Here is a 17,492-nt window from a genome sequence, read left to right on the forward strand (position 1 = left end):
GGCTTTTTGGAAAGTGCCTCTCTGATAGCGGTCTGCGCTGTCTTTGGAACGAACTCGTGTTCCTCACCAAGATGCATGATCAGAGGTACGCCCTGTGGCAATCGACACGGAGTCGAGACACGATGCTTGCGGCGTGGAGACTATCGGTATTCAACCCGCCTCGGGATTCAGGAAGTTATGTACAGCCTGGATCACTACCGACCCTTCGCCGACACCGGAGGCCACCCGCTTGACTGAACCGCTGCGCACATCCCCCACGGCGAAGATGCCGCGCTTACTGGTAGCAAACGGTACGGAGGTAGGCGTGCCATCGTCATCGACGCCTGTCATGACAAACCCCTTTGCATCCAGTGCGAGACAACCATTGAGCCAGTCTGTGTTCGGCTCGGCGCCGACCATGACGAACACATTGGTGACTGCGCGGGTTACACGTGAGCCATCGCTCCGTCCGGACCACGTCACCTGTTGCAGCCGGTCGTCTCCCTCAAAGCCCACGATGTGCGTTTCGGTATGCAGGGTAATGCGTGGCGATTGGTGGATACGCCGAATGAGGTAATCGGACATGGTGGCTGCCAAGCCGGTCCCGCGCACCAGCATATGGACATGCGCAGCGATGCGCGACAGAAACACCGCGGCCTGTCCTGCGGAATTTCCTCCACCCACCACAACCACTTCCTCGCCAGCGCAAAGCTTCCCCTCCATGGGTGTGGCGGCGTAATGAATACCCTGCCCTTCATACCGGTCGTAGTTGGGTACATCGAGTTTGCGATAGCGCGCGCCCGTCGCGACCACGACGGCGCGCGCTGTCACCCGCTGTCCATCGTCCAGTTCCAGCTCGTAAGGCTGCGACGCACAGTGGAGGCGCGTTACGTTGCGGGAGATGGCCAGGCGGGCGCCAAACTTTTGCGCCTGAATTTGCGCGCGCCCCGCCAATGCCTGCCCGGAAATGCCAGTGGGGAACCCTAGATAGTTCTCAATTTTCGACGATGTACCTGCCTGGCCTCCCGGCGCCATGCCCTCGATCACGATGGTGTCCAGGCCCTCAGAAGCGCCATACACCGCCGCAGCCAGGCCGGCCGGCCCCGCCCCCACCACGGCGACATCGTGGACGTGGCCGGGCTCGAACGATTCGGTCAAGCCCAGGCTGTCGGCAAGTTCCGCCGTCGATGGGTTCATCAACATTTGATGGTCTGGTGAAATCACCACGGGAAACAGATGTGGACGAACATCGAACGTATCGAGCAGGCCGGCGGCCTTCGGGTCGATATCGGTATCGATAAGCCTATGCGGGTAACCGTTCCTAACCAGAAATCGCTGCAGCCGCAGTATGTCAGCGCCATGGCCCGGCCCTATCAAAACAACGCCGCCAATGCCCTGCTCGATTATGTTCAGACGGCGGAGAATGAACGCACGCATGATGATTTCGCCGATGTCCGGCTCTCCGCTGACCAGTCTGCGGAAGTTATCGCGCGTGATACGGATCAAGCGACTTTCAACCATCGCGATCCCTGATACCAGAATCATTCGTTGATTGAAGTGGTCCAGCTCGCCAGTGAATTGATGGCGTGTATGCGTAGTGACTATTTGCGGCTGGCCTTCATTGTCGACATCGATGATTTCGATGCCACCTTCCAGCACGAAAAAGAAATCCGCGCCGCGTTGACCGCGCTCGAACAGTGTCGTGCCGGCCGGCACCTGCTCGACCTCGCCATAAGGCGCGATACGCCCGGCCATCTCGTCGGCCAGACGGGGGAATCGCTGTGCACCGCGTGTGTCAGGGTCGGGCTCAAGCTCAGGCGCGATGTAGGTCGTGTTGCGCGACTCGTCTTGCATGATGCATCTCGCTGTCAAGGATGAGATGAATAAGGTTCGTTAGCGTCGAGGGCATAGGCACGCCTCACGCGAAGCCCATCGCCCGGCAAACCATCCCCTCAAGATAGCGCAGCACGCAAGGATGAATATCCCCGATTGGGTAGATCGTGCCGATGCTTACATCACCAGCTGACCAAGGTCAGCGATTCCAGCCGACTCAACCCGTTGAACTGCCGATGCGTTACCCCTGCAAGCCGCTAGGTGACCAAGAGGGTCAACAAGCCGCCACCCTGCGACGGGAGTAAGGGAAGTGACGGTTGGCCGTCCAAACCGCCGCCATTAGGCGGCAGGATCGAGTCTCTCTAGTGCCAGCCGGAACTGTTCGGCCACCGTGTCAAAATGTGCCGCGCCGACATCGAATACCCATTGGCGAAGTGACAGCGGCGGGGCCAGGCCGATGGCGGCTATCCGCACCTGTGCTGCAATCGCACCGGCCACCGCCGCCAGCATCACGGCCGCGACACCGCTCGTAGCGCTTGGCGCCAACCCCGCGTCAAGCAGGCTTGGGGCAAATGCCGCGCTCAGTGCCTTTTGCTGAACGGCGGCCCGAGCCGCTGTCGCCGCCGCCGCCGCGGTAACCGCAGGTGACCAAACGGATGGGTCACCGAGGCCCACCACCATGACAGCCCGAGCGACGACAGGCGCCGGCGGTCTACTGACAAGAAGCGTCTCCATGGGGTTCGCCCGAAAGTATCCGGCGCGACGAAGCTCAGTCAGTGCGCCACCGAGCGCGTCGTCCAGATGGCGCAGTCCGCCCGTCGGACCGGTACCGGTGATTTCGCGCTCAAACATGCAGGCAAAAGACAAGTCGACAGCCGCTCCAGCGCCGTCCCAGGCGGCGACGGCGATGGACACATCATGGAAGACCCCAATTGTTCGCTGCTCAGTCATGGGCATGACCTGCAATGCGATAGATTCCTTGTCCAAGTTGCCAGCAACTGCTCCGTCTGCACCCAAAGCCTTGCCTGGAGCTCCTGATCTCCACCGGGCCATGCTGGCGTGAGCGGCTTGCCTCCCTTGACGGAGAAGTATCCTCCGCTGGTTCTACGAAACTCGGGATCGACGGCAGGGCGAACTATGATGCCAGCTCCCTTTGCCGGATCACCGATACGAAGCGTGCGAAGCAAGCGCTCCAGTGGCGCGGAAAAACGAAGTTCGCGACCTAACCCAGTGGCGTTGAAGCCGGGGCACAGCGCATTGGCGCTTACCCCGGTGCCCTCCAGGCGTCGCGCGAGCTCCTGGGAGAACATGACATCGAGCAGCTTGGTCTTTCCATAGAGCGGTGAGGACCCGAGGGCGGTGAACGGCGATGTGTCGGTCAGATCCCCTGGCAAAGCGAGCCTGCCGTGGCGACGAGCGGCCTCCGACGCCACGGTCACCACGCGCGCTTCCCCTCGCGAGCTGGCCGCCGCGATCAATGCAGGACGCAGGAACTGGGTGAGCAACCAAGGGGCGAGATAGTTGACGGCCACCATGATCGGGAAGCCATCAACGGTGATCCTCTGCTCGAAAGCATGTAGGCCCGCATTGTTGACGAGTACGTCAACCGTTGGGTGTGCCGCAGCGATTTCGGTGCCAACACGACGCACGTCGCTCATGCTCGATAGATCGGCGAGGAATATTTCCACCGTGGATTGTGGCGCTGTTGCCACTATGAGCGCCCGAACACCTTCAGCCTTTGCCTTGTCGCGAGCTATCAGTATCAGGTGCGCGCCGCGCCGTGCGAGTTCGACCGCGGCAAGCTGTCCCAGCCCGCCCGTGGCTCCGGTCAAGACAATAGTCGGCAGCTCCATCATTTCTTGTCTCCTACAATGGACGTGGGTAGTATGCCATTTAATGGATATTAATCCATCATATACCCGTGTAAGAATAGATAACTACCACCATGGCGCTGCTTGGCTGGAGAATGTGCGTGAAAGCCACACCATCACCGATACCCAAAACCCGTCGCGCACTGGAGCTTGATCTCGGCGAGCAGCTCAATATCTTGCTTACCGCCGCTCACGCACTGGCCAATCAAGCCGCCGCCTGCTTCAACGAAGATTTGCAACCTGCGGCGTTTCACGTCGCCCGTTGGCTGCATGCACACGGCCCTGCGGCGTCGAGCACCATTGCTGCCAACGTGGGGATGGATCGAAGCGCAACAAGCCGCTTGCTAGTCCAGCTTCAGCGACTTGGTTTTGTCGAGCGCGAAGCCAGTTCCGAGGACCGGCGCAGCGCCATTTTCTCGCTAACTCGTGAGGGTCGATCCCGGCTTAATTTGGCCCTTAAGCAGCGAGGACTCGCCTTCTATGAGCGTACCAAGCGGTGGAACGATAGTGAGTTGCGACGGTTCACGGGAATGCTTCGCCAATTCAATGTGATGGGCGAGTAACTGATACAAGTAAAGAGTGCGCGATAGGAGGATCGGCTTCGGGGCGAGGCGGATATCGGCAACTACAACGAACGGCCAAATTCCCAGCTTTGAGTTGAACGACAAGCGGTGTGTCGCGCCAACCGCTCGACCGGACAGCGACATCTCACCCATTTGGGTACTGCCAAGCTTGCCACTGGATGGTAAACCTTGGCCATGCCGCCTCGCGCTTGCATCCCACCAACTATTTTGCACGGGACGTTCCACCATGGCTGATCACAGCGTATCGTCGCCGCACCTTCCCAAGCGCACGCTCTTTGCCATGGCCCTGGCTGCCGGCCTGGCCGTGGCGAACATCTACTACAACCAGCCCATGCTGGACCTCATGAGTCACAGCCTGGGCGATGCCCGCGTCAGCGGTTGGATCCCGACGCTTACACAGCTGGGATACGCAGCGGGCCTTCTGCTCCTCTTGCCGTTGGGCGATATGTTTGAACGTCGCCGGCTTATCGTCGTGCAGTTCCTTCTCCTGGCGGTTGCCTTGATGCTCGCGGCCGTGGCGCCGGGGCTCACAGCGCTGGCCTTGGCATCGATGCTGGTGGGAGCGACCGCTACGGTTGCGCAGCAGATCGTGCCCTTTGCTGCCATCCTCGCGGCGCCGGAGAAGCGCGGCGCGGCCATTGGTAGCGTCATGAGCGGCCTGCTGACCGGCATTCTGCTCAGCCGAACGCTGGCAGGCCTGATCTCCAGCATCTCGGGATGGCGATCGATGTTCTGGATGGCGGCGCCCGTCGCCGTCCTCGGAGCCATCCTCATGCAGCGTTCGCTGCCCGCGCACCATCCCCGACACCCGCTGCGCTACGGCGAACTCATGGCCTCGCTTGGCAAGCTCTGGACTGGCGAGCCCGCGCTCAGGCGAGCCGCCATGACGCAGGCATTGCTGTTTGCATCGTTCTCCGCATTCTGGACCATGCTTGCGCTTCGCCTGGCACAGCCTTCGCTGAACCTAGGTGCCGCCGTGGCTGGCCTGTTCGGCATCGTAGGGGCTGTTGGCGTGGCGATGGCTCCGATTGCCGGACGCGTCGCTGATCGCAAGGGGCCTGCGCCGGTCATCGCCCTGGGTGCCGCCACCACCATCTTTGCCTGGATCATCTTCGCTTTCATGCCGGGCCTGTGGGGCTTGGTCGTCGGCGTGATCGTGTTGGATTTCGGCGTGCAGATCGCGCTGGTTTCCAACCAGCATCTGATCTATGGCATCCACCCCGAGTACAAGAGTCGCCTCAATACACTCTTCATGACGACCATGTTTGTCGGTGGCGCCCTCGGCTCATTGGTCGCATCGTGGGCGTGGAGTCGATACGGCTGGACAGGCGTATGTGTGTTTGGCGGCGTGCTACCCCTAGGCGCGCTGGCCACGAGCCTGCTGCACTGGCGCCCGCGACGCGTCGCTGGTGTGGTGGAGTGAGCGCCATGTCCACGCATCTGCGCATCGGCATCGTCGGAGGTTCGGTCGGAGGGCTCTTCGCAGGCGTCCTTCTCCATCGGCAAGGACACCAGGTCACGGTCATGGAGCGCGCACGCCACGGCCTTGCCCGGCGAGGCGCCGGGCTGGTGGTGCAGGAGCAGGTCACGCGGATTCTTGGCCAGGTCGGGCGTGCTCACCTGGCGGAGCTGGGCGTCTGGGCCAACGAGCGCATCGTCCTCGACACCGGCGGCGAGGTGATCAGTCGCGAAAATCGACCGCAGATGCAGATGTCCTGGGACCTTCTCTATGACGGCTTCCGACAGTTGCTTCCAGAACAGCTGTACTTGACGGGGACCGCGGTCGAATCCGTAACACCTTCCGCACAGAGTGCCCAGGTCTCGTTGGCCGATGGCCGCGCCCTGACGTTCGACGTACTGATCGGGGCCGACGGGCAAGGCTCGACCGTACGCAACTATGTCAATGGCGACGGTTCGCAGGGCATTCTCCCGGACTACGCCGGCTACGTCGCCTGGCGAGGCCTGGTACCAGAGGAAGCGATGCCGGAACAGGCGAAGGTGCAGTTGTTCGAACGCATGGCCTTTCATTTTGGCGAAGGCATGCATGCGCTCGGCTATCTCATCCCTGGCTCGGAAGGTCAGACGACGCCCGGAGAGCGGCGCTATAACTGGGTTTGGTATCGGACAATGCCTTCTGGGCACCTGCACGATCTACTGGAACGCGCCGGCCGTAGCAGCGCCTTGTCACTTGGGCCTGGCGAGTTGCCCGGAGCGATTCGCGATCAGTTGCGTGCCGACGCAAGCGCCCTGCTCCCCTCCTCGTTTGCGGCTGCGGTTGCCGCGGAAGCGCAGCCTTTCGTGCAACCCATCTACGATTACGAAACGCCTCGCATGATCAACCAGCGCCTGGTGCTACTCGGAGATGCGGCGTTCATTGCCCGGCCTCACACGGCCATGGGCATTGCGAAAGCGGCGGGTGACGCCATGACCCTCGCCGCGGCGATGACCGGTTGCCCCATCGACGAGGCGTTAGCCGCTTATGAGAAGGCTCGCATGACCCAAGGATATGCCATCGTCGACTACGGCCGCCGCCTTGGGCGAAATCTGTCGCTGGCTCGTTGAGCGGGAAATGCATCCTCTCGCGTCATTTCCTCAACACTTGCCGCACCAGCAACCGTACTCAGTCGGCGGACGTAATGAGTGGCAAAGGATGGGTCATCTTGGCTTCCTCGATTCGTGGTTGAGATCGTCGTCGCGCGTCATATGGCCGCGCACCCAACCCTCCCCAAGAAGATGCGTCTCGCACCTACGACAAGTCTAGGGATGCTCTGATTAACTCTGCGCAGGCGTCACCGGCTCTGTCTGTTCGCAGACCACAGGGGTGACGGCGCACGCAGGGAGAGGACATGGATGTCCTCGGCCTTGAGGAGCGAGGAAGGCAGACTGGACGTCTGTCGAGCCGGCGCACCGAAGGGATGCGGACAGACAGAGCCGGCCCCAACGTAGTGAATTCAAAGCGATGGGGTGATGTCCAGAAGGCCCGCAGGCTGCGCCGCGCGGCTTGGCAAGACGACCAGTCTTCCCGGCGCCGCGCAACACACCCTGCGGGCCTTCTGGACATCATGCCGCCTGCGCAGAGTTAATCAGAGCATCCCTAGGGGTTGAGCAGCTGTTCCCAGTTCTCTGGAACTTTCCCGCGCGGCCCGGGGGCCGGCTGATTCAAAGGATGGGACAAGGGCGGATGCAAGGGCGGGCCGTCGAAGAAATCGTCATTGCGATAGTCATAGAACCATACCTCGCCGGGCTCAAAGCTGCGAATGACGGGATGGTCGGTCGCATGAAAATGCTTCGTCGCATGTCGGGCCGGCGAATTATCACAGCACCCTATGTGGCCACACAGAGCGCAGCGGCGCAGGTGCAACCACCAGCCTCCGGTCCGCAGGCATTCTACGCAGCCGTCACCACTCGGCGCGGCGCTGGCGTTGATTCCGGTCTCGTCGGTCTTCATGCCTCAACTCCCCTGACATCTGAAATGCTACTGAGATCCCGTAGAAGGTCCCCATACGTTTGAATGGACAGCGTGAAGCCTTCCCGCATGACGGGATGGTCTTCCACAATCAGGACACGAAGGCTTCCTTTATCGCGGGCCACAGCCGCTCCTTCAACCTGCAGGTTCAAGGCGCCTTCGTTGATCGCAGTCATTTGTGCACCCTCCCAAAGACACCCACCCAAAAGCTATCCGCTTGGCAAGGGGCCGCTCAATGCCCAATCGGGTGAAATAGCGCGAGGTCGCCCCGGCCGTTCGCCAGACGCTACCGATGGCAGCGGGAACGCAACCATTTCGAGTATCGCAAATTGCCTGTATGGGTATTCTCTTCGACGTGCGCTAACGAGTTTACTAACCTGTCTTGGAGGTTTCTGTCACGACGCCATCTCACCCGCAATCTCTGCCGCAGGAGATGAGCATGAAGAAGCAAGGTAAGGCATTGGCGACGGTCGTCGCTGTGCTGACGATCGGGGCAGGCCTGTTTGCCGCCCTGGCGTTCAAGCCGTCCCTTGATCCGGTGGACAAGCCCGATGTGGCTTTGATGTCAACGCTAGTAGCCCAAGGCTCGCGTGTCGTCGCGCTGGGCGACTGCATCGTGTGTCACACGTCGCCGGGCGGTGCCGACTACGCTGGCGGCCTGCCACTGAAGACGCCCTTCGGCGTCCTCTACACGACCAACATCACACCGGACCGCGCGACTGGCATTGGCACCTGGTCGTTCGAAGCTTTCCGCCGCGCCCTGCGTCAAGGTGTCTCGCGCGATGGACATCTGCTCTACCCCGCATTCCCCTATATCCACTACACCAAGGTTACGGACGATGACATCAAGGCGGCGTACGCCTTTCTCATGACGCATCCGGCGGTTTACGCTCCTGCCAAGACCAATGAGTTGCTCCTGCCCTTGCGCTTCCGGCCCTCGCTGGCCTTCTGGAACCTGCTGTATCTGCGGGAAGGCCCGCAACCGGCAGCGAGCGACTCGCCCGCTGATCGCGGCAAATACCTGGTGGAAGGTCTTGGCCACTGTTCCTCCTGCCATACCCCGATGGGCATCATTGGCGGTGAGAGACACCGCGCGTACATGCAAGGCGGCGTTGTCGATCAATGGTCGGCACCTGCTCTCGACCAACTGGCTGCTTCGCCCCACCCATGGGCGGGCCAGCAAATTGTCGATTACCTGGGCACCGGTCTTGCCAGTGCGCACGGTGCCGCCGCTGGACCTATGCGCCCGGTCACCGAGAATCTGGGACGGGTGCCGCGCGAGGATGTCGAAGCCATCGCAGCTTACCTGCTGTCCATTCAACGACCATGGCGTGTCGAAAAATTCCGGGTGACGCCTGGCGATCTGGCGGCACGCATCGATCGCGGCAAGCAAGTGTTCACAGGCGCCTGTGCCGAGTGTCATGGCGAAGGCTCACCGATGCGAGACACCATGGGACGCCCGGCCCTGACCATGAGTTCGGCGCTCTATGCCGCTACCCCGAGAAATCTCGTGATGACGATACGCGAGGGCCTGGCCTGGCCGGCGCAGCCTGATCGCACTGCGTACATGCCCCCATTCGCCGATGTGCTGACGGATCAGCAAGTCGCCGATTTGGCCGCCTATTTGCGATCAACCTCACCCCAATCCGCACCATGGCCAGAGCTGGACAAGCATGTTCCAGAGCTTCGGGAGCAGAACCCATGATCCATCTCAACGTCAACGGCCAGGTGCAACCGCTGGAGGTTACCCCGGACACCCCGCTGCTCTATGTGCTTCGAGATCACCTAAAGCTCAACGGTGCGAAATTCGGCTGCGGCATGGGGCAATGCGGGGCGTGTACGGTACTGGTGGATGGTCGCCCCGTCTTCTCTTGTCTGTTCCCCGTGTCGTCCGTGGGATCAAGGGAAGTGCGCACTCTTGAAAGCCTTGGCACGGCAGAGCGTCCCGGCCCGCTCCAGCAGGCCTTCATTGACCACCAGGCTGTGCAGTGCGGTTACTGTATCGCTGGCATGATCATGCGTGCGCAGGCCCTGCTCGAACAGATCGCCCATCCGACCGAACAGGAGATTCGCGAGCACATGGCCCCCAATCTTTGCCGCTGCGGCACGCATATGCGCATCCTCGCCGCGATCCGCCAGGTGGCCGCACAAGGAAAGCTTCTCGCTGCGAACCCCGTCAGGGAGCACGCATGAACAGCACCGAAGCTCCGGTCAACAAGAGTCGCCGAGCGTTCCTTGCAGGCAGCGGAATCATGGTCAGCTTTGCGGTGTTCGGCGCGTGGCGCGCATTCGCGGGGGAGGCGAACACGCTGGGCGCGACCGTTCTGGCGCCCGACCTTCCCGGCGACCTCAAGCTCGACCCTGTGCTTGATTCGTGGATCAAGATCGATGCGCAAGGTGTGACGGTTTGCAGTGGCAAGGTGGAACTCGGCACGGGCATACGCACGGCGCTTTGGCAGATTGCTGCCGATCAATTGGCCATGCCCCTGGAAAAGTTCAAGTTCGTCACGGCCGACACGGCGCTGACGCCGGACGAGGGATACACCGCCGGCAGCCATTCCATCGCCGATGGAGGCACCGCGATCTATCACGCGGCGATCCAGGTGCGGGAACTGTTGCTCGAGGCGGCAGCAGCCAAGCTCGGCGTGGCGACCAAGGACCTCATGCTTCGCGACGGCGTCATCCGCTCCGCCGATGGGCGCCAGATGACGTACGAGGAGGCGGCGCAGGGAGTCAACCTCCACCAGCGGGCCAAACCTGTTTCGCCGACCAGCGATCCCACGAGCTACCGCTACATCGGTCACTCCATTCCGCGGGTCGATATTCTCGCCAAGGTGATGGGCGGCGCGGCCTACGTGCAGGACTTGCGGCTCGAGGGCATGCTTCATGCGCGCGTCATTCGGCCACCCAACGCCGATGCCCAGCTGGAGGAGATCGACACCCGCACTGTCGAAGGCATGCCGGGCGTGGTCAAGGTCGTGCGCGACGGCAATTTCCTTGCCGTTCTCGCCGAGCGGGAATGGGAGGCGATCAAGGCCATGAGGGCGTTGCGCGAGCACACCAAATGGCGAATGACGCGAACGTATCCGACCAACGACAGCATTCACGCGACACTGAAAGCGCTGCCCGCGCGCGTTTACGTAACAACGCGCGACAACAGCGGACCGGTCAAGCAGATCCAGACCACCGACTCCGCCGCACAGCAAGGCGCACCGCTTGCATCCACGCGCAGCCTGGGCATGACCAAGCAGTATGTGATTCATGGATCCATCGGCCCCTCCTGTGCGGTGGCGGTCTATCGGGATGACATGCTGACCGTGTGGACGCATTCCCAGGGCGTCTTCCCCTTGCGGGCCGGCATCGCCGAACTGCTGGGGCTGCCCAAGGAAAAAGTGCGCTGCATCCACACCGAAGGCGCCGGCTGCTATGGCCACAACGGCGCCGACGATGCCGCTTGCGATGCCGCGATCCTGGCTTATCGCACGCCCAACCGCCCGGTGAGGGTCCAGTGGATGCGCGACCAAGAAGCGGGATGGGAACCGCTGGGGCCCGCCATGCTTACGGAGATCAACGCCACCACGGACGCCCAGGGGCAACTCCAGTCCTGGCATCACGCGCTGTGGAGCACGGCGCACAACTCGCGCATCGTCAATGCGGGACGCCTGATGCCAGCGACCTTGTTGGCCAAGCCCATCGAACCCAACCCGCCTGCGCCTATTCCGCAACCTGAAGGCGATGCCGACCGGAATGCCATGCCGCTCTATCGCATTCCATCCGTGCGGGTGGACATGCACTTCATTACAGACATGCCGTTTCGCACCTCGGCGATGCGATCGCTCGGCGCGCACATCAACGTCACCACGATTGAAGGCTTGATGGACGACCTTGCCGAACAGTTCGGCAAGGACCCCGTGGCGTACCGGCTTCAGCATCTGGATGACCCGCGCGCGCGCGACGTCATCCAGCGTGCCGTGAGCCGTTTCGACTGGAGCCTGGCCAGGCCTTTGCCTGCGGGGCACGGCATAGGATTCGCCTTCTCCCAGTACAAGAATCTGATGGGCTACTGCGCCATCGCCATGGAGATCAAGCTCGACAAGGCGGCGCGCTCCGTGCAGATCATCCGCGTGGTCGCTGCCGTCGATTGCGGCCAGATCGTCAACCCCGATGGACTCAAGAACCAGATCGAGGGCGGCATCGTGCAGTCATCGAGTTGGACGCTCTATGAGCAGGTGATGATCGGCGAGGCCGGCGTGCAGAGCGTCGATTGGTCGAGCTATCCGATCACCCGCTTTCCACAGGCCCCTCAAACCATCGAGGTCGAAATGATCGACCGCCCCGGCGCTCCATTTCTCGGTGCCGCGGAAATTGCTCAGGCGCCGACGGCCGCGGCCCTGATCAATGCCCTCAAGCGCATCACCGGGCGACGGCCAGTGCACTTGCCCGTGGCTCGTCCCGACTCGCCTATTTTTGCCTGACCTGTTTCATCCAGGCATTGGGGCGACGAACGAGCGCCGTATCTCCTGGAAGAGCGACGAGGAACTCAGCGGCGAGGCCGATGGATCTTTGCAGAAGACGGCGCAGTCCGCGCCACCCTCGGCGAGATCCCCGGCCGGCACCCAGCTGTGGCTCCCGCCCGGTTTCACGAGAGCCATCACTCCAGCAGCCGATGCAGCCTGAGCTCCTCCAGATCCAGTTCGGCCTCCAGCCGATGAAGGGCCTTGTTGGGAATTCGCCCTTCGTGATGCAACTTCAGGAGCTCGCCACGTGACCTGCCCACCAGGTCGAGCTCGAGGCGCAGGTACTTCGACCGCCGCTGTACGTACTCGGGGCCCTTGGTGCCCGAGTTCTCGTTGCTTTGCACCCGCCCCTCATACTCTTGGACAAGGCTGTCGATGATGCCTGCGTCCCACTCTCTCCCGCGCTCGCGAATGCTCTTCAGCTCAGCCAGAGCCGCCCGGAACGCCCTCGCTCTCGCCTCGAATTCGGACAGGATCGCTCCACCGTGCGTCGCACGCAGCTTCAGCACGCGCAGGAGCAAGGGAAGGCTAAGTCCTTGCACGACCAGCGTGGCAAAGATAAGGATGAAGGTGCTGAAAACGACGATGTCGCGACCGGCAAAGGCCATCGGCAAGGCCAGCGCGGCGGCCAGGCTGACGACACCGCGCATGCCCGCCCAACCCAGGACGATCGCCTCCCCCAGGGGCCAGGGGCGAACCGATGGATTCATGCGCGAGGCCAGCCGGGATGGCAGCCAGATGGCCACGGCTACCCACAGGAACCGGGCAAGGATGACGGCGCCCGTGGCGGCCAGGGCCACCATCACGCCGTTCCTCAGCGTCGCCGTCGTGCCATCCATTCGGCCCAGGATGCCATGCAGCGCCAGCCCGATCAGAATGAACACCAGCGCATCGAGGACGAAGACCATGGTTTCCCAGGTGGCCTCCGCCTTGATGCGCGTCTGGGCGTTGAACGCCTGGTGTTGACTGACGCCAAGGACGAGGCCGCACATGACCACCGAAAGTACGCCCGACCCGCCTACGTGCTCCGCGAAGCCATAACTGGACCAGGCCATCAGGAAGGTCAGCACGATGCTATAGGTTGGATTACTCAATCGCCGGATCAGCCAGACCAGAACCTGCCCACAAGCCACGCCAACCGCAGTACCGAGCAGCACGAGCCCCGCGAACGTGACGGCGGCGCCACCGAGCGTGAATTGACCGGCCATCGCGGCAGCGATCGCCATTTGGTAGAGCACCAAACCCGAGGCATCGTTGATAAGGCTTTCCCCTTCCAGCACGGTCACCAGCCGCGTGGGAAGCAAGAAACGCTGAAGCATGGTCTTGGCGGCCACCGCGTCGGGAGGAGAGACGATGGCGCCGAGCGCGAAGCAGGCGGGCCAAGGCAGTGCCGGCGAGGCAAGGCGCGCGGCCACGGCCACGGCCGCCGTGGTAAAGGCCACGGCGCCCAGGGCGAGTGACATGATGGGTATCAGTTCGCGCCGGAAGTCCTTCCACGCGGTATAGAAAGAACTGGACATCAGCAGCGGCGGAAGCATCGCCACCATGACCAGGCCCGGGTCCATGTCCACCCCCGGATACTTGCCGATCAACGCGACCGCTGAGCCTCCCAGCAACAGCACGACCGCCGGCGCCAATGCCATGCGGTCGGCAAGCCAGGTCAGCACTCCCGCTCCAAAGACAAGGGCCAGCAGGTAGTGAAAGAGTGCGACTTTATCCATCAGCTCTCGCCTCCCAATCCATCGAGCCTCCGGGCGAGGCGACCCCTCCGGCAAAAGCGGTGGCGGTCCACTCATCTCTGCGCAACAGCGTGCGCGCCGGGAAATGCCCAGCGGAAGAGCAACGGCTGACTTCGTCAGCCTCGACGATTCTCTTCATCCAGGGTCACCGTTGCCTCCGGTATGGCGAGCAGTCGATCCCTGGGGATGGATTTGCCGCTCTTTTCCGACAAGCCATAAGTGCCCTGCTCCAGCCGATCGAGCGCACGCTGCACCTTTTCAAGCCGCTGAAGGTTGCGGCGAAAGATGGCTTCGTCATTCTCCTGGATCGCCATGCCTTCGGCGCCGTCAGCGTCGTCGCGGGCTTCGCCGCCGGCTTCGAATTGAACGGTTTCCTCCTCCCGGCCAGCGACATCCGCCACCTTCACCAGTTCATCGCGCAGCTTGAGCAAGCGCGCCCGCTGCGCTTCCAGGAAATGCTCATCCAACTGCCCTTGCTTCTGCGCCTGTTCACGCTCACTCATTGCCGCCTCTCCTGTCCCAAAAACAACGTTCCAACGTTAGGTCGATCCATGCTCGCGCCAAAGGTCGCTTAACCGCACGAGCCCCGTTCAACGGGCAGTCCTTCAACAATTCTTGGCGGCCAACTGCCTGCCGCATGACGGCGACAGACGACGCTGTGAACCCGATCGCGCGCTACGCCCGTGCAGGCGAAGCCACCGGTCAAGCGGACGCGAAAGCCGGCGCGGATCGCCGACTGCGATGATTTCTCATCAAGCCAGGAATAGGTATCCCCGTCGCGGCAAAACTTGTCTACCCGATCAGGTAGGCCCGCTGGGGACAGAACACACGGCGCGGCGCAGGAAGATCTCGCCTAAACCGTCGAAGGTCTTCCTTGCGATGCACTTGTAGGAAGGCGCGCCACGTACCTGCGTTAACTATCCCTAATCGACCGGGCCAGCAACTCCATGCAAGAGCCCCCATTAATCGCCACACCAGGTACCAGGTGCCTGACCGCTGCGAATTCGACGCACATTGAAAAGACGTCATTATGACGATCTTGGTGCACGCGGTTCATCTTGGCGCAAGGAATCGAAAGGCACACTCGCTCTGGCAACGACTCCGGCCTGGTGCCGATCAAGGAGATAAACCCATGCGTAATTCTTCCCTGCTCTTGGCCGCTTCCCTCGGGCTTGTGCTGATCTCGAACGCCATTGCTTCCGACCGACCCGATCCCGGCAAACTGACGACCCACTGCCTGGATGCTGCAGCTAAAAAATTCGACGTGAAGAATGACTACATCCAGCTACAGCCGATTCAGCCCGCCGACGCCGGCTACACGATCGCTGGTACCGCCGACGCAGGCATGGATGGCAAGAAAAATTTCACCTGCCAGTTCGACAAGAAAGGCAAGCTGGCCAACCTCGTTCCCGAGGGCAAGTAAGCGTAGGAAAGGCTTAGGTGCCGCGCGTAAGGCGCGGCACCTATCAAGCAAGCCGAAAATTAATAGACGTACCCGCGATAACCTCCTCTGATCGCTCTTCCCCAGATTGGACTCCAAATCGCAGTACTGCTCAAAACTGGGGGAACGTCGCTTTCATCTCAATGGATACACATGCGTTGCGCGTTACCACCAGGTGACGGGTGCCGGATGTGACACGCGACAGCCTGGCGTACTTGAGCCTGCTCGCCAGTGGAGTGCCCATGATGTCTAAGACTGTGGCCCCGCCAAAGAGGACAACCCTACGGGCCGCTGCTGGTACGACTCAGCGCCCTGACATGCCGGCGGACATTACGCCGCCCGGGAATCCACAGGAACGGTCCCTGCCCTGATGTACTCGTCGGGCTACTTTCCACCAAATCGCATGCGTCGCCACGCCCCTGGCGTAGTGCCAATAGATGCGCGGAACACACGGGTGAAGTGACTTTGGTCGGCAAAGCCACATGCCAGTGCGATATCGAGCAAGGACAACGAGCTTCGCTCAAGCAAATCCTTAGCGCGCTCTACTCTCCGCTTCAGTAAGTATCGATAGGGTGGCACGCCGAGCGACTGCTGAAATGCTCGCGCGAAATGTCGCGCAGACAAGCCACATTCCACGGCAAGCCGACTGAGCGAAATATCGCCATCGATGGAGGCATCGAGAAATTCGCGCGCCTTGCGTTCTTGCCAAGCCGCGAGGCCGCCGCGCGGCGCCTTGGAACGGTCGCGGATGCCGCCGTACTTGTGCGCAATGTGCGCGGTCAATGCGAGCGTCACGTGGCTGATGAAAAGGGTGCTCACTTCCTCAGGCTTGTTCAGCACCGGGCGAAGCGCAAGAAACAAACTCCGCAACACGGTGTCACGAACGCTTTGGCTAGGACTGAGCTGCAACTCGTCAATCGGCAGCGAGTGCATGTCATCTGCGACCGCACTCAACGCACGCAGAGGTATACGGATGTGCAGGACATGGAACGGGTCGTTCAGGACGGCTACCGGATTGCGCCGAAGGTCGTGGAATTGGATGACCCCAGAGCTTCGATCAATACCTTCGAGATGCTTTCCCTCGGAAAAGTACTCAACACCCTGGCACGCCATCATCCGCAATTGCACGAGGAAGGCGTCATCGTAGGGAATCGAGGTCGTCAGCCCAAGCTGAGCCGGCGATCGCACCTCGGTGAGCGCCATGGACGCCTTCTGAAAATCCTTGAGCACGAGGCGAGGAGCCTCGGGAAGTTCGAACGTTTTCAGCGAGCTGCCGTCACTGGGTCCACTCCCCATAACGTCCCCTCCAACGCGGTATGTCAAGGATCATAGGCTGGCGTCTAGGACGTCAATCTTTGCCGCAACACCATGGCGTAAACCATCCAAGCCCGTCCGAAATCTGCCAAACGGCAGCACCGGAGAATACGACACTGGCCTTCCCGAGCGAGCACCAAAGGCGAGAGCCGTGGCCAGGATGTCCCAAGAAGGGTCTGCCCCTGTGGGCCAGCACGTCAATCCAGACTTCAGTCCGCTGGCGATCAGTGAACTGACGAGTGCATTAAACGCACTGCTCGCGGACTATTTTGCGCTCTTTGTCAAAACAAAAGGGTTTCACTGGCACGTGCCAGGCCCCAATTTTCGTGAGCACCACGCTTTGCTCGACGAACACGGCGCTGCCATGGCGGCGGTCCTCGAACCACTTGCCGAGCGCATGCGCAAACTTGGTGGTAAGACGATTACCTCGGTCGGCGACATCGCTCGCCGGCAGCGCATTGTCGACTGCAACGATGCGGATCTGCAGGCTCTTCGGATATTCGAAATCCTGCAGGAAGACAACCAGCAGCTGCTGACTTGTCTACGTGAGTCACATGGTCTGTGTGATGAGTACGGGGATACGGCGACCAGCGGCTTGCTGGACACCTGGATCGACCAGGCCGAAGAACGTCTTTGGCACCTCTACGAGGCTCGCCGCCCGGCCGAATCCGCCCCGATTGCGACAAGAGAACAAAGCTCGTGACGCATCGCTGCGCTCCGATGAGCGCTCACTGGTCGCCGCGCTTTA

Annotated in this window: 16 protein-coding genes; 8 read left to right on the forward strand and 8 right to left on the reverse strand. The window is 61.7% G+C overall.

Annotation, left to right across the window (positions count from 1 at the left end; genetic code table 11):
* Positions 1-150 precede the first annotated feature (150 nt).
* From ACT01B_RS11465 to ACT01B_RS11475, 3 genes are all read right to left on the reverse strand, one after another.
* Positions 151-1,833 (reverse strand): FAD-dependent oxidoreductase, encoded by a 1,683-nt coding sequence (locus ACT01B_RS11465; RefSeq protein WP_445143389.1) that lies wholly within the window; start codon positions 1,831-1,833, stop codon positions 151-153.
* A 318-nt stretch (positions 1,834-2,151) separates the two neighbouring features.
* Positions 2,152-2,763 carry a M17 family peptidase N-terminal domain-containing protein gene (locus tag ACT01B_RS11470; RefSeq protein WP_445143390.1) on the reverse strand — a complete coding sequence of 204 codons (612 nt, stop codon included), beginning with the start codon at positions 2,761-2,763 and terminating at the stop codon, positions 2,152-2,154.
* Positions 2,760-3,668, reverse strand: a complete 909-nt coding sequence (locus tag ACT01B_RS11475; protein ID WP_445143391.1) for an SDR family NAD(P)-dependent oxidoreductase — start codon at positions 3,666-3,668, stop codon at positions 2,760-2,762. Before ACT01B_RS11475 ends, ACT01B_RS11470 begins: the two co-directional genes overlap by 4 nt.
* 116 nt (positions 3,669-3,784) lie before the next feature.
* On the opposite strand from ACT01B_RS11475, the gene ACT01B_RS11480 reads away from it, so the two are divergent.
* From ACT01B_RS11480 to ACT01B_RS11490, 3 genes are all read left to right on the forward strand, one after another.
* Positions 3,785-4,246 carry a MarR family transcriptional regulator gene (locus ACT01B_RS11480; protein ID WP_445143392.1) on the forward strand — a complete coding sequence of 154 codons (462 nt, stop codon included), beginning with the start codon at positions 3,785-3,787 and terminating at the stop codon, positions 4,244-4,246.
* A 247-nt stretch (positions 4,247-4,493) separates the two neighbouring features.
* The gene (locus ACT01B_RS11485) at positions 4,494-5,690 is read left to right on the forward strand and encodes an MFS transporter (RefSeq protein WP_445143393.1); all 1,197 of its coding nucleotides are present in this window, start codon (positions 4,494-4,496) and stop codon (positions 5,688-5,690) included.
* A 5-nt stretch (positions 5,691-5,695) separates the two neighbouring features.
* Positions 5,696-6,829 (forward strand): FAD binding domain-containing protein, encoded by a 1,134-nt coding sequence (locus tag ACT01B_RS11490; protein ID WP_445143394.1) that lies wholly within the window; start codon positions 5,696-5,698, stop codon positions 6,827-6,829.
* A 532-nt stretch (positions 6,830-7,361) separates the two neighbouring features.
* On the opposite strand, the gene ACT01B_RS11495 is transcribed toward ACT01B_RS11490, so the two are convergent.
* Both ACT01B_RS11495 and ACT01B_RS11500 read right to left on the reverse strand, forming a co-directional pair.
* Positions 7,362-7,715 carry a UBP-type zinc finger domain-containing protein gene (locus tag ACT01B_RS11495; protein WP_445143395.1) on the reverse strand — a complete coding sequence of 118 codons (354 nt, stop codon included), beginning with the start codon at positions 7,713-7,715 and terminating at the stop codon, positions 7,362-7,364.
* Entirely contained in the window at positions 7,712-7,909 is a 198-nt protein-coding gene (locus tag ACT01B_RS11500) for a hypothetical protein (RefSeq protein ID WP_445143396.1), read from the reverse strand. Before ACT01B_RS11500 ends, ACT01B_RS11495 begins: the two co-directional genes overlap by 4 nt.
* Positions 7,910-8,172: 263 nt before the next feature.
* On the opposite strand from ACT01B_RS11500, the gene ACT01B_RS11505 reads away from it, so the two are divergent.
* Genes ACT01B_RS11505 through ACT01B_RS11515 form a run of 3 tightly spaced genes read left to right on the forward strand, consistent with a single transcriptional unit; the run spans position 8,173 to position 12,208 of the window.
* Positions 8,173-9,438 (forward strand): c-type cytochrome, encoded by a 1,266-nt coding sequence (locus tag ACT01B_RS11505; RefSeq protein WP_445143397.1) that lies wholly within the window; start codon positions 8,173-8,175, stop codon positions 9,436-9,438.
* Entirely contained in the window at positions 9,435-9,926 is a 492-nt protein-coding gene (locus ACT01B_RS11510; RefSeq protein WP_445143398.1) for a (2Fe-2S)-binding protein, read from the forward strand. Before ACT01B_RS11505 ends, ACT01B_RS11510 begins: the two co-directional genes overlap by 4 nt.
* A complete protein-coding gene (locus ACT01B_RS11515; protein WP_445143399.1) occupies positions 9,923-12,208 on the forward strand; it encodes a molybdopterin cofactor-binding domain-containing protein in 2,286 nt (761 codons plus the stop codon). The genes ACT01B_RS11510 and ACT01B_RS11515 overlap by 4 nt, the downstream gene beginning before the upstream one ends.
* Positions 12,209-12,384: 176 nt before the next feature.
* On the opposite strand, the gene ACT01B_RS11520 is transcribed toward ACT01B_RS11515, so the two are convergent.
* Positions 12,385-13,971, reverse strand: coding sequence for a Na+/H+ antiporter (locus ACT01B_RS11520; RefSeq protein ID WP_445143400.1), 1,587 nt, complete (start codon positions 13,969-13,971; stop codon positions 12,385-12,387).
* A gap of 134 nt (positions 13,972-14,105) precedes the next feature.
* Positions 14,106-14,492, reverse strand: a complete 387-nt coding sequence (locus tag ACT01B_RS11525; protein ID WP_445143401.1) for a TraR/DksA family transcriptional regulator — start codon at positions 14,490-14,492, stop codon at positions 14,106-14,108.
* A 629-nt stretch (positions 14,493-15,121) separates the two neighbouring features.
* On the opposite strand from ACT01B_RS11525, the gene ACT01B_RS11530 reads away from it, so the two are divergent.
* Positions 15,122-15,412, forward strand: coding sequence for a hypothetical protein (locus tag ACT01B_RS11530; RefSeq protein ID WP_445143402.1), 291 nt, complete (start codon positions 15,122-15,124; stop codon positions 15,410-15,412).
* A gap of 402 nt (positions 15,413-15,814) precedes the next feature.
* Here the strand turns inward: ACT01B_RS11530 and ACT01B_RS11535 are convergent, their stop codons facing one another.
* Positions 15,815-16,633, reverse strand: coding sequence for a helix-turn-helix domain-containing protein (locus tag ACT01B_RS11535; protein ID WP_445143403.1), 819 nt, complete (start codon positions 16,631-16,633; stop codon positions 15,815-15,817).
* Positions 16,634-16,928: 295 nt separating this feature from the next.
* Here ACT01B_RS11535 and ACT01B_RS11540 point away from each other — a divergent pair, with 295 nt between their 5' ends.
* Positions 16,929-17,447 carry a Dps family protein gene (locus ACT01B_RS11540; RefSeq protein ID WP_445143404.1) on the forward strand — a complete coding sequence of 173 codons (519 nt, stop codon included), beginning with the start codon at positions 16,929-16,931 and terminating at the stop codon, positions 17,445-17,447.
* Positions 17,448-17,492 lie beyond the last annotated feature (45 nt).

The organism is Dyella sp. Tek66A03 (genome assembly GCF_052567735.1).

Bases quoted from the DNA above. Each gene is read 5' to 3' on its own strand.
- ACT01B_RS11465 (WP_445143389.1), bottom strand. From the start codon at position 1,833: ATGCAAGACGAGTCGCGCAACACGACCTACATCGCGCCTGAGCTTGAG.
- ACT01B_RS11470 (WP_445143390.1), bottom strand. From the start codon at position 2,763: ATGACTGAGCAGCGAACAATTGGGGTCTTCCATGATGTGTCCATCGCC.
- ACT01B_RS11475 (WP_445143391.1), bottom strand. From the start codon at position 3,668: ATGATGGAGCTGCCGACTATTGTCTTGACCGGAGCCACGGGCGGGCTG.
- ACT01B_RS11485 (WP_445143393.1), top strand. From the start codon at position 4,494: ATGGCTGATCACAGCGTATCGTCGCCGCACCTTCCCAAGCGCACGCTC.
- ACT01B_RS11490 (WP_445143394.1), top strand. From the start codon at position 5,696: ATGTCCACGCATCTGCGCATCGGCATCGTCGGAGGTTCGGTCGGAGGG.
- ACT01B_RS11495 (WP_445143395.1), bottom strand. From the start codon at position 7,715: ATGAAGACCGACGAGACCGGAATCAACGCCAGCGCCGCGCCGAGTGGT.
- ACT01B_RS11500 (WP_445143396.1), bottom strand. From the start codon at position 7,909: ATGACTGCGATCAACGAAGGCGCCTTGAACCTGCAGGTTGAAGGAGCG.
- ACT01B_RS11505 (WP_445143397.1), top strand. From the start codon at position 8,173: ATGAAGAAGCAAGGTAAGGCATTGGCGACGGTCGTCGCTGTGCTGACG.
- ACT01B_RS11510 (WP_445143398.1), top strand. From the start codon at position 9,435: ATGATCCATCTCAACGTCAACGGCCAGGTGCAACCGCTGGAGGTTACC.
- ACT01B_RS11515 (WP_445143399.1), top strand. From the start codon at position 9,923: ATGAACAGCACCGAAGCTCCGGTCAACAAGAGTCGCCGAGCGTTCCTT.
- ACT01B_RS11520 (WP_445143400.1), bottom strand. From the start codon at position 13,971: ATGGATAAAGTCGCACTCTTTCACTACCTGCTGGCCCTTGTCTTTGGA.
- ACT01B_RS11525 (WP_445143401.1), bottom strand. From the start codon at position 14,492: ATGAGTGAGCGTGAACAGGCGCAGAAGCAAGGGCAGTTGGATGAGCAT.
- ACT01B_RS11530 (WP_445143402.1), top strand. From the start codon at position 15,122: ATGCGTAATTCTTCCCTGCTCTTGGCCGCTTCCCTCGGGCTTGTGCTG.
- ACT01B_RS11535 (WP_445143403.1), bottom strand. From the start codon at position 16,633: ATGGCGCTCACCGAGGTGCGATCGCCGGCTCAGCTTGGGCTGACGACC.